Origin of the sequence: Shewanella livingstonensis (assembly GCF_003855395.1) — a bacterium.
Classification (GTDB): domain Bacteria; phylum Pseudomonadota; class Gammaproteobacteria; order Enterobacterales; family Shewanellaceae; genus Shewanella; species Shewanella livingstonensis.
In genome coordinates this window covers 4,687,823-4,699,647 of sequence record NZ_CP034015.1, presented here as the reverse complement: position 1 = coordinate 4,699,647, position 11,825 = coordinate 4,687,823, and the positions used below count along the sequence as shown (strand labels likewise).

The following is an 11,825-nucleotide window of genomic DNA, read 5'->3' as shown; positions in this document are numbered from 1 at the left end:
TCTAAAGGATGGATGTTATGCAAAAACGTAATATAGGCAATATCGCATTGATCGTTGCCATCGTCGCCGTCGCGATTGCTGCTTTGATGGTGTTTGGCTCGTCATTGGGATTGTGGGACCCTATTGTTGGCTTTATGGCCAGCCGTAATTACAATAACCTGTTAGGTTATTTAGTGTTGGTTGTTGCAGTATTGGCATTAGGTACCAGCTTTACCATTAAGCAAGACAGTAGCGCTAAAGGAAAAGGCATATTAACCTCTACAATAGCGTTATTACTGGGTTTGGCTGTATTGTCGCCAAGCATTATGGCATTGGTTATCAAACCAGTGAAATACCCACCTATTCACGATATTACTACCAATACTCAATCACTACCGCAGTTTGAGTTTTTAACTGACAGCAGAATTGGCGCTAAAAATAGTTTGGTTTATGGCGGAGAAGAAATTGCCACGCAGCAACTGCAAGCTTTCCCTAATATTCAGCCTATTGCGACAGACTTATCGGTAGAAGCGGCTTATCAAAAAGCATTAACGGTTGCAAAAACCATGGGTTGGAGCATTGTGGCTCAAGACCCAAAAGCACTGCGCTTTGAAAGTACGGCTACAACGCCTTTTTTCAATTTTGCTGATGATGTCGTTATTGTTGTGTCTGCACTAGAGCAGGGCAGTCGTATTGATTTACGCAGCGTGTCGCGGATTGGCATTGGCGATGCGGGAGTGAATGCAAAGCGTATTCAAGAATTTAGTCAGCGGTTTTCTGAATAGTCCGCGTCTTGAATAAATTAAGTGGCAGGTTTTAACCAATGAAAAGGAGCATAAAATGCTCCTTTTTTGTTAATGATGACAGCATTATTGCTAACTTAAATACTTAATCGTCGATGCCGCTGCTAAAGATTATTATGTTAATTTTTGTGATGCGAGATATTTATTATTTTAAATCAGCTATTTAAATTTATAGTGATTGTTTGTAGCGATAAATCAGTAGATATCGCGTTTAATGGATATGATGCGAAAGTATAAAGCTGTCTCTCTATTTTACTCGCTTAAAAAGCTATCAAAAAATATACAACAAACAGCGCTATATTGATTCTTTACTTGGTATTGGCTGTTTATCGTTTAACTGCAGTAAGTCCCAAAGATTGCCGTACAGATCTTCAAATACCGCCACAGTGCCGTAGTCTTGCTCTTGAGGCGGACGCACAAACTTAATCCCATCAAGTTGCATGCGGTTATAGTCGCGCCAAAAATCGTCGGTATTCAAAAAAAGAAAAACCCGTCCACCAGTTTGGTTACCAATAAAATCATGCTGCTCTGGTTTAGATGCACGAGCTAACAGCAACGACACTCCGTTTGACCCTGGAGGCGACACCACAACCCAGCGTTTGTCCTGTTCTGCTTGATAGGTATCTTCAATTAAATCAAACTTCAATTTATTAACATAAAAATCAATGGCCTCATCGTAATCATTCACCACTAGCGCGATGTGAACTATAGACTGTTTCATTATTATCCTTTGATAGCTTTATAAATTAGCCAGTGAATGAGCGTTGTAAATTAACGAGTGAGTTAATGCAACATTTTCTGTGCCATCGATTATGCATTAAATAACCAGAGCTCAGGATGAAAAACGCATCGAAAACAGCCGTTTGCCTTGCTAACAGCGTTATTTTTTACATGAGAAGACTTACAATAGGCCAGCTATTGACCCATGAATTCACCTTGTTAGTAAAATAAATGACAAGTTTGAGAGTCGTTAATGGCTAAGCCTAATATGTTTATTATTATATTCTTATCTCTTACCCCTAGTTCAGGTTAATTCGATAGGTATGGCGATATAGACGCATAAAAAAAGCCACAGCAATGAGCTGTGGCTTACTGATACTAGCGAGTTAGTGAATGCTAAATCGATTAGTTCTTTTTAGAATATTTTGCCGCTTCTTCACCCGCTAAACGACCGAAGGTGATGATGTCTGAAATAGCATTACCACCTAAGCGGTTAGCACCATGAACACCGCCAGTAACCTCACCTGCGCCATATAAGCCAGGGATAACTTGCTTCTGAGCATTAACAACTTCAGCTTTAGTGTCGATCATCACGCCACCCATAGTGTGGTGAACACCAGGAGTCACTTCAATTGCATAGTAGTTACCTTCGTTTAGTGCACGCGGTAGGTTTGGACGCTCAAAATCAGTGTCTTTACCGCTACTCACTAAGCTGTTGTAACGCGCGACTGTTTCAGTCAGTGCTTTACCGTCAATACCTTCCATCTTACCTAACTTAACTAAAGTATCTGCAGACGGTGCAACACCTAAACCAATATACTTATCGATTTTAGATAATGATTTACGTACAGAATCATCAAAAATCAAATAAGCTGATTTACCGGTTTGGGCTAAGATTGCCGCAGACGCTTTATCACGAGTAGTAATTTCGTTTACGAAACGCTTACCTTCACGGTTAACCAAAATCGCACCATTACCACGTACTGCTTCAGTGACCATTACGCCACCTTTAACAGATAGTGTTGGGTGAGCCTGGATATATTTCATGTCTTTCAATGCACCGCCGGCATTTTCAGCTACATCCAGTCCATCACCTACTGCACCAGGTTGGTTAGTAGAGATAAAGCCTTTTAGTGAAGGATCAAGCTTAGCAACACGCTCGTTATTTTTAGCAAAACCACCCGTTGCTAAGATTACGGCATCGGCTTTCACCCAGTAGTAACCTTTGTACATACCCTTAACTAGAATACCTTTAACGGTGCCTTTATCATCTTTTAGCACTTCAATGCCGCGAGTGTTCATGCGCAAATCGATATTGCGTTTCACTGCATTATCATAAAGTACTTGAACAACATGGGCACCCACACCAGCCCCCCCGGTTGGACGGTGCGCACGATTAACTGATGCGCCACCCATCATGCCAACATCAGTTAAATCAGCGCCCATCTTGGTCATCCAATCAACAGAGTCTTTAGAGTGCGAGCTTAAGATTTCAACTAATGCCGGGTCGTTTATATTACGGCCGCCTTCCATGGTGTCTTTAAACATTAACTCAGGGCTATCAGTAATTTTTTTGGCTTTTTGTTGATCAGTCCAAGCCGCGTTCATGCCACCTGCTGCCAGCTTAGCATTACCGCCAATAACAGGCTCTTTTTCAATCAAAATGACTTTAGCGCCATTGTCAGTTGCAGATATTGCCGCTGAGAAACCCGCGCCGCCAGAACCAACAACCACAACGTCAACAGTGTCGTGTGGGGCGCTAGCAAGAGCCGCTTGACGTTCTGATTTATCTTTAGCCAATTCAGCAATAGTAGGTTCGTTACGTTCCCACTTTTTAGCGTAAGGCATGTTGAAATCGAAGCTGTGGCAAGAGTCACAGTACACCATAGATTTCTCGTGTGCGCTGTGGCATGAGGTACAAGCAACTTCGCCCGGAAAATGGGAAGCATGAGCATTATAGTGTTCATGTTTTGTGGTTTCAGCGACTTCAGCTAGGGTGCCATGGCAAGATACACATTGGGCATTTTCATAGGTTAAGCTGTCGTTTGACAGTTCGCCATCTGGCGTATGGCAGCTATCACATTCTTGGTTTTGTTCATGGAATTCGGCTAGGTTATCAGCCGCAACAGCGTTGCCCATTAAGCCTGCTGTGCCCATTAGCGTGGCAAGACAGACTGCAAGTTTCATCTTTTTCATTTTTGCTCCCCCTTCTATCCTTAATGACGGTTTATTCATTAACTATAGAAGCCTCTTATTGTTTTAGTTAGGCTGAAGTGAGATTAACTTCACTTTAACAGTACGGTTCAGATTAGTGTTGAGTTGTTCAGTGATGACTTCACTCATCTAAGCTTTACCCATGAGGTTAAAACCAGCAATAAGATAACCACAAGCAAGGGAATAAATGACAACTCAATCACAAGCCTAAAAATGGGCTATGCAAACATGCATAGTTATAAAGAGGTATATGCAATTTTGCATAGCGTATGTGGAGATAGATCACATCGAGTTAACATTTTAAGTAAAACGTACATAATGATTTGCTAATTCGGGCAATGCTGCACAGTTTGTCATGGTTTAAATAAGTAATATCGCAATATGAAAATGCTATTGCTATTACTCACCATTATCACCTTGCCTGTGCTGGCGCAAGACAGCATTGTCTTTGGCGTACACTCCAAAACTGCGCCATTAGAGTGGCGTAATAACGGGGTTGATCAAGGCTTTAATATTGAGTTAATGAATAGAATTGGTCAGCTTACCAATAAGCGCATTATTGTTCGCCGTAAGAGTTTTCAACAATTGGTAAACGATATGGATAACCCTAATAGCGATATCGATGTGATTACCGTGGTAAGCCCGGTTAATATGGATCGCAAGTTAGCGCAATCTGATCCTATTTATTCTACCCATGCTAAAGCTTATACCTTGCAGGGTAAGGCATTAATTAACAATTGGGCTGATCTTGTGGGTAAACGGGTAGCTATCAAAAAAGGGGCTTTCGTTGATGTATATTTGTCGGATCACTTACAAAATTTTGACCGCATAGATGTTGATTTATACGAAACAGGCTTTAAATTACTGACTAAAAACCAAGTTGACGTGGTGATTGCCGAGAGTTTTGTGGCGCGACGCTTACTGCCGCTGTATCCCTCGGTACGCAGTTCAAGTGATGCGTTAATTTACGGTGCGTTTAATTTTGTCGCTAATGGGACGAAAACCGAATTGATGTATCAAATTAACGAGGCGCTTAGGCAGCTAAAATTATCGGGTGAATATGACCAACTGGTTAATAAATGGTTCGGTACTGGGCGTGAGAAAGTCGATTTAACCTCTAGCGAAAAGCGCCTGTTTGCCCTTGCCATTTTAGTGGCGATTATTTCAGCCATTGGTTTAGTTTACACCGGATTTATTAGCGCCAGTTTGCGCCGTCATACTAAAGCTCTCGATGCCGAATTGATTCAACGCAAACGGATTGAAGCTGAGATATCTGAATTATCACAACAGTTCCAATCTGTTCTCGATGGTATCCCCAATGGTGTCACGATAGTCAACCAGGAACTCCAGCATTTATGGAGTAACGATAACAACATCCATCTATTAGATTCTGCTGCATTTTACTATATCGACAACAATGTTTTTAAGCTTAAAGCCGCAGTATTAGAGGTGTTATCGACCCAAAAGTCGTTTACTGCCGATATGCGGTATCAGCAGCAATTTTGGCAATTACAAATTCATCCCATTGCCAAAAATCAGGTGGTTATTTTACTTGAGGAAACCACCGAGCGGCATCGATTGTGGCAAGCTAATGAAGAAGCTAGTCGGTTAGCCTCATTAGGAGAGTTATCTGCAGGTATTGCTCACGAAATCAATAATCCAACCGGCCTTATTGTGCATGCCGTATCACTTTTTACCGCCGCGATGAAAGACTTAACCCCAGCAGCTAAACATTATCAGCAACAAAATCCTTTTTGGCTTATTGCTGGGTTAACCCCAGAAGTTGCCTTAGAGGAGTTGCAGTATAGTTGTAGCTCTATTGAAGAAGGCGCTAAACGTATCAGCCGAATTGTCAATGACCTGAAACGTTATGCCATGCCACACATTGCCGATCAATATGCCCGAGTGTGTCTTAATGATGTGGTTCAAGTTGCCCAGCGCCTCACGGCGAATCAAACAAAAATTCATCAGATCAGCATGATGTTATGTGAACCCAGCCCTATTATTAGAGGCGATGCGCAACAGTTACATCAGGTATTAATCAATCTTATCCAAAATGCTTGTAACGCCTTTACTGCACAGCAGGGTGAGATAGTAATACAGACTCGTATAAAAGGTGATAGAGCCATTTTGAGCATTACCGATAATGGTTGCGGCATGAATAGCGCTACGTTAAAACGTATTACCGAGCCCTTTTTTACCACCCGTCGCAATGAAGGTGGTAGCGGTTTAGGTTTGTCGGTATGCAGTAAAATAATTAAAGAGCATCAAGGCGAAATGCAGATGCTGTCGAGTGTTGGTGAAGGCACCCAAATCAGTCTGACTTTTACATTGGAACAAAACAAATGAAATTAGCCAGAAATATCCTTTTAGTCGACGACGAGGCCGCGTGGTTGCGTACGCTAGCGATAACCCTCAACCGTCTGGTTCCTGAGGCTGAAATTGATACTTGCGTTGATAGTCGCCAGGTGAGTAGCCGCTTACAAGTGGGTGATTATGCGCTAGTGCTTGTTGACCTCACGATGCCATTTCACTCAGGTGAAGACATTTTAGCTATTATCCGCAGTGACTTTCCTAATACTCGAGTGATTATTGTTACTGGGGTGAATGAGGTGGATACCGCAGTGCGGTGTATTAAAAATGGCGCTTATGACTATTTTATTAAAACAGATAATGTCGATAATCTTGCTCGTACGGTACGCCGTGCGCTGGAAGTTGTCGGGCTGGAAAGAAACTACCTGTATATTAAAGAGAAATTTTTAAGCCGTAGCTTAGATAACCCGCAAGCATTCAATAATATTTTAACCTGCGAGCCACAGCTATTAGACCAATTTCGTTATCTTGAAGCCGTATCATGCAGTCCAGAGCCTTTGTTAATTGTTGGTGCTAGCGGCACAGGTAAAAGCGAATTTGCTAAATCTTGCCATGCACTTTATAGCCCAAATAAGCCTTTTATTACCATTAATCTTGCGGGTATTAGCAGTGAATCTTTCGAGCAAAAAATGTGTGGCCAGTTGTATCATCACAATAATGGTGAGCTAGAAGCGGTAGCAGGCTTATTGCATCAAGTAGGTAGTGGGGTGCTTTATCTTAACGAAATTGGTGCGCTGCCACTCGATGGCCAAGTGAAGCTATTAGATCTGTTGGAAACTAAACAATATTATCCTTTAGGGAGCGACACAGCCTACCCGGTAAAATGTAAGTTCGTGGTATCGACTCAAGACGATTTACTCAAGCTTCATCAAGCAGGTAAGTTTAGAAGTGATCTCCTTTATCGTTTACGGGCTCATAAAATAAAACTACCGCTGTTAGCTGAAAGGCAGTTAGATATTGCTATGCTGATCAATCATTTTATCGCTTTAGCGGCGGCTGAAATGAATTTACCCGCTCCAATACAGCCAACAGATTTAGCTGCAAGGCTAGCTAGTTATGATTTCCCCGGTAATCTGCATGAACTGAAAGGAATGGTATTTGACGCGGTAAGCAGAAGCGATGGTATCGCACTTAACAGCAGCCCTTTTATGGAGGCGATAAATGAGCACAAGTCATTAACCGCTGCGCCGCAAGACCGAATTGTTTTTCCTAAAGTACTGCCCACCATAGCAGAGATGAATCAAGCGTTAATGGATGAAGCGATGAGCCGTACCGCCAATAATCAAACCGCAGCAGCGCAAATATTGGGTATCAGCCAAAGTGCTTTGAGTCGCCGTCTAAAAGGACATTAGTGTTAAATGTGATGAATTTATAAACAGTGGCAACAGATTGCTAATCCTGTCGATATTACTGGCAGAGGTTTTGTGTAGCGCCACATTAACCATTTTAGTGACTCTAATTACTGCGATTGCTGTTGTAGACTTGCCGTTATAGGTTATTAATCTCAATCATGTTTTTTGTTTTAAACTTTAGCATGTTATTCGATTTACAACCTTGAGCATCTTCTCTGCCTAAAGGGCAGGGCGAAAGCTCAGTAAATAATGCTGCATTAACACTAAAGATGCCTTTTTCTTTGGTGAGCATGCCATTTTTTTTCAAACTTCCTAGCATTAAATCTAATTTTATGACGCTAATATGTAATATATCAGCGATTTCTTCACGAGTTAATTTTATATCGATAGTGAGCCACATAGATGTAAATGGTGTCTTTAAAGCGACGAGAATATCAAATAGAAACTTAATCAGTTTATCTTCCGGTGACGATGTTAATAGGAAAATAGCGAGTGCTGTTTGTCTTTCGGTAAAATAGTTAGCATCAAACATAAAGCGTGTAAAAAGTTCAATGTCATTCTTTATTAAGTTTTTTATCAAGGATTTATCGACAATTATTATCTCACTATCTCGAGCTACTTTAATACTTTTGCAGCAAGTACAATTGTTTTCTAATAACAAATGATAATCAGTCAATCTATTTGGGGTGATGACATTAACAAATTTAGGCTTAGTGTAGTTGTTGGTTCTTTTTATATAAAATAATAGCCCAGATTTCAAGTATATGAAGTTGTTGAGTAAAATGCTTTTAGGTACTAACTCGCCTTTACTTATTTTTTTTGATTCACCATTTTCATTAATAAAATTCATTATGTCTGGTTTTACTATGTCAGGGAAAAATATAGTCGACTTACCTTTCATTTCAGAGTCTAACGACATAACTAGCGCCATAGTGAAATTCCTTACTGTTTAATTTCTGAAATCTGACTCAAGTGGTCAATCAAGTTTTAAAGAATATAAACTCAAATGGTTAATAACAAGTTTCAGTATTACAAGGATTAAAACCGTGTGGTATTTGTCACATATTTTATATTTTTGTGACTAATACGTTCAATATCTCATCAATGAAGTTGGTTTAATAATTGTTAAGTAAGTCACAAGGTATTTACGATTGTTTATACCTATATATAAGTATTTCTTGCTTTGGTTTGATTAAATAAGCTCTAGAAACTTACGGGTGATAACAGAATACTGAATGAACCCCTTACTAGTTAGTCTTATTTGGCTTAGGCCTCGATAGCAAAAATGAGCTTGAAATATTTTTTATATAATAAATATAGAAGCTTACTTTAAATAATGGTTGTCATAGGTAACAAAATGAAATTTCAAAAATCAGCTTTGAGGAGATATTTAAAATGAGATCTCTCTATAAATTGGTCATATTGATTGGTAGTGCATTTCTCGTAATGCAAAGTGCCTATGCCTTACCTTGGGACGATTTAACTGCTGACCAACTTGAATCAGCACTCACTCAAAAATTCGCTGAAGGTAACTACTCACCCAAAGGTGCTGATAGCTGCTTAATGTGTCATAAGAAAAGTGCCAAAGTGATGGACATCTTTAATGGCGCTCATGGCAATTTAAACAATTCTAAATCACCGATGGCCGGCCTACAATGCGAAGCCTGTCATGGACCGCTCGGTAACCATAACCGCGGTGGTAAAGAACCGATGATCCAGTTTGGCCAAAACAGCAAACTGTCTACTCAAACTCAAAATACGGTCTGCCAGGGCTGCCATAACGATGCTAAGCAAATGGCGTGGCATAACAGCACTCATAATCTTGAAGATGTGGCTTGTGCCGACTGTCATGTTGTTCACGCTGCTACCGATCCAGTATTAGAAAAACTCACTGTCAATGACACCTGCACCACTTGTCATACGCGTGAAAAAGCCGACATGAACAAACGCTCGAGTCACCCAATGAAATGGGACCAAATGACCTGTATCGATTGTCACTCTCCACACGGTTCAATGACCGAAAGCGCGTTAAACAAACCTTCTATTAATGACACGTGTTACAGCTGCCATGCTGAAAAACGTGGCCCCGTCCTGTGGGAACATGCGCCAGTGACCGAAAACTGCATCACGTGCCATAACCCACACGGTAGCGTTAACGAAAGCATGCTGACGCATCGCGCCCCGCAGTTATGTCAGCAATGTCATGCCGATGATGGCCACGCCAGTCGAGTGGTGCAACAAGCAGGTAACGATGCCTTTGGTGGCGGTAAAAGTTGTTTAAATTGCCATAGCCAAATTCACGGTTCAAACCATCCTGCTGGCAGCACATTGCAACGTTAATGAGGAGTCACACAATGAATTTTAAACTCAATATTATTACCGCCTCATTATTGCTCGCTTCTGCGCCAGTACTGTCAGCTAACTTTGCGGTCAGCCAGGCGAATACCACTAAGGTTGAGCAGCAAAACTATCAATGCCAACGCTGTGAAGTTAACTCAGGCTATCGCGGTAACGTGAGTGTGGCAGCAGGCTACATTAGCCGTGACGATGTCCACGCGGCGAATGCCTTGGGTACCGACCAGGATGGCTTTGTTGCGACGCCTAATGCTAACGTGAAATATCAAAATAATGACGGCTACCAGGCTCACCTTCAAACTCACCAATTAGGCTATGAAAACAGCTTTGCTGAAATGAGTGCTGGCAAAGCCGGTTTGTTTAATCTCGATGCCGGTTATCAGTTAATCACCACGTACCAATCGGGTGATGCTCAAAGCAATCTTTACTATGACCAGGGCACGCTTGTTAACAGCGCCCAGCCCTACGGTTTTGAGTTGTCACAGCAACGTGAAAAGTTCGATATCGAAGCCGACGTTAAACAAGATAACTATCAAGGTTATGTGCAATTTGAAACCGAAGATAAATCGGGCTACACCAGTAGCAGTATTATCACACCGAGTCCGGTGAATATCGGCCTAGTGGTTGACTCAACAACAGACTCATTTACCGCAGGCGCGATATTAAATGGTGCTAACTGGATTACCGAACTCAGCTACTTTGGCAGCCAATATCAAAACAATGCTCAAGATTTAAGCCTCACTTACCAAGACGATGTCTATGCTGCTGCGCCAGACAATGAAGCACACCAAATCGCATTATCTGGTCAATATCAATTAGACAGCACCGTCATGTCTGGGCGCTTTATTGTCGGCCGGATGATTCAAGATGACGATTTAATCTCAATGAACGGTAACCCAATCCAAAATTGGGACGGCGAAATTGAAACCACTGATGCCACCTTAAAAGTGTCGTCAATGCTAAGCAGCCGTTTACGTGTTGGTGGTAGCTACGACTACAGCAACCGCGAAAACAACAGCTCTGTATTTGAATTTCTGCAATATACCTTTAATGATTTAAACGACACATTCAAAGAAAATATCGCCACCGATATTGAACGTTCTACTTATAAGCTCAACGCAAAATATCGTATTAGCCAAGATTACCGCCTACAAGCTGGCTATGACCGCGAAGAAATCAACAGAAGTTACAGTGCCCGTGAAGAAACCCACGACGACACGTTATGGAGCAAACTGTCTATTCGTGCTGTCGATAACGTGATTATTGATATCAAAGCAGAACACAGCAACCGTGATGGCTCTAACTACCAAACTGATGAATTAACCTCATCAGAAGAAAACGCATTAATGCGTAAGTATTACCTGGCCAACAGAACCCGCAATAATGTCGAGTTGTCGGTAAACCATACGCCACTCAACTGGCTAAGTGTGGATATCAGCGCTCACTATGCCAAAGATGATTATGACGACACCCTCATCGGCTTAACCGAGTCAGAAGATTACGGCGTAAACCTCAATCTTAATCTCAATATTTCTAAGCATGTAAACCTGTATGGCTTTGCCAGCCAACAATGGATTAATTCAGCCCAGGCCAGCAGCCAAAGCTACAGCACCGCAGACTGGTTTACCGACATTGAAGATGAATTTATCAATATCGGTACCGGTATTAGCTACGGCGGCTTAATGCAAGACAAGCTGACACTCGGTGCAGACTACCTATTCAGTAACTCAAACAGCGACACCTATATCACCAGTACTGGCACCTCGCCATACGGTGACTATTACTCGTACAACCACAGCACCAGCTTATACGCAAACTACAGCCTTAGTAACGAAATGGCACTAAAGCTCACCTATCGCTATGAGCGCTATTACGACACCGATGACGCACAAATGTCGCTTGATGAACCGGCCAGCGTTATCACTTTAGGTGAGTTAAATCATAACTATAACGCCCATCAGGTCATGCTGAACTTCAGCTACTTGTTGTAATCGTTACTAATAACTCAATTTATATATTGCAAGAGGAC

General features: G+C 41.6%; 8 protein-coding genes. 5 read left to right on the top strand and 3 right to left on the bottom strand.

Annotated elements, in window-relative coordinates; all coding sequences use genetic code 11:
* Positions 1–17 precede the first annotated feature (17 nt).
* Positions 18–764: a DUF1499 domain-containing protein gene (locus EGC82_RS20555; protein WP_244212501.1), complete on the top strand. Its 747-nt coding sequence runs from the start codon at positions 18–20 to the stop codon at positions 762–764.
* A 313-nt stretch (positions 765–1,077) separates the two neighbouring features.
* Here the strand turns inward: EGC82_RS20555 and EGC82_RS20550 are convergent, their stop codons facing one another.
* Positions 1,078–1,503, bottom strand: coding sequence for a VOC family protein (locus EGC82_RS20550; RefSeq protein WP_124732398.1), 426 nt, complete (start codon positions 1,501–1,503; stop codon positions 1,078–1,080).
* Positions 1,504–1,907: 404 nt separating this feature from the next.
* Positions 1,908–3,698 (bottom strand): flavocytochrome c, encoded by a 1,791-nt coding sequence (locus tag EGC82_RS20545; protein WP_124732397.1) that lies wholly within the window; start codon positions 3,696–3,698, stop codon positions 1,908–1,910.
* A gap of 399 nt (positions 3,699–4,097) precedes the next feature.
* Here EGC82_RS20545 and EGC82_RS20540 point away from each other — a divergent pair, with 399 nt between their 5' ends.
* Positions 4,098–6,065 carry an ATP-binding protein gene (locus tag EGC82_RS20540; RefSeq protein ID WP_124732396.1) on the top strand — a complete coding sequence of 656 codons (1,968 nt, stop codon included), beginning with the start codon at positions 4,098–4,100 and terminating at the stop codon, positions 6,063–6,065.
* Positions 6,062–7,441 carry a sigma-54-dependent transcriptional regulator gene (locus tag EGC82_RS20535; protein ID WP_124732395.1) on the top strand — a complete coding sequence of 460 codons (1,380 nt, stop codon included), beginning with the start codon at positions 6,062–6,064 and terminating at the stop codon, positions 7,439–7,441. The genes EGC82_RS20540 and EGC82_RS20535 overlap by 4 nt, the downstream gene beginning before the upstream one ends.
* A 136-nt stretch (positions 7,442–7,577) precedes the next feature.
* Here EGC82_RS20535 and EGC82_RS20530 read toward each other — a convergent pair whose 3' ends face one another.
* Entirely contained in the window at positions 7,578–8,372 is a 795-nt protein-coding gene (locus EGC82_RS20530) for a Crp/Fnr family transcriptional regulator (RefSeq protein ID WP_124732394.1), read from the bottom strand.
* 464 nt (positions 8,373–8,836) lie between these two features.
* On the opposite strand from EGC82_RS20530, the gene EGC82_RS20525 reads away from it, so the two are divergent.
* Both EGC82_RS20525 and EGC82_RS20520 read left to right on the top strand, forming a co-directional pair.
* Positions 8,837–9,781, top strand: a complete 945-nt coding sequence (locus tag EGC82_RS20525) for a DmsE family decaheme c-type cytochrome (RefSeq protein WP_124732393.1) — start codon at positions 8,837–8,839, stop codon at positions 9,779–9,781.
* Positions 9,782–9,795: 14 nt separating this feature from the next.
* Positions 9,796–11,787, top strand: a complete 1,992-nt coding sequence (locus EGC82_RS20520) for an MtrB/PioB family decaheme-associated outer membrane protein (protein ID WP_124732392.1) — start codon at positions 9,796–9,798, stop codon at positions 11,785–11,787.
* The last annotated feature ends 38 nt before the right edge of the window (positions 11,788–11,825 follow it).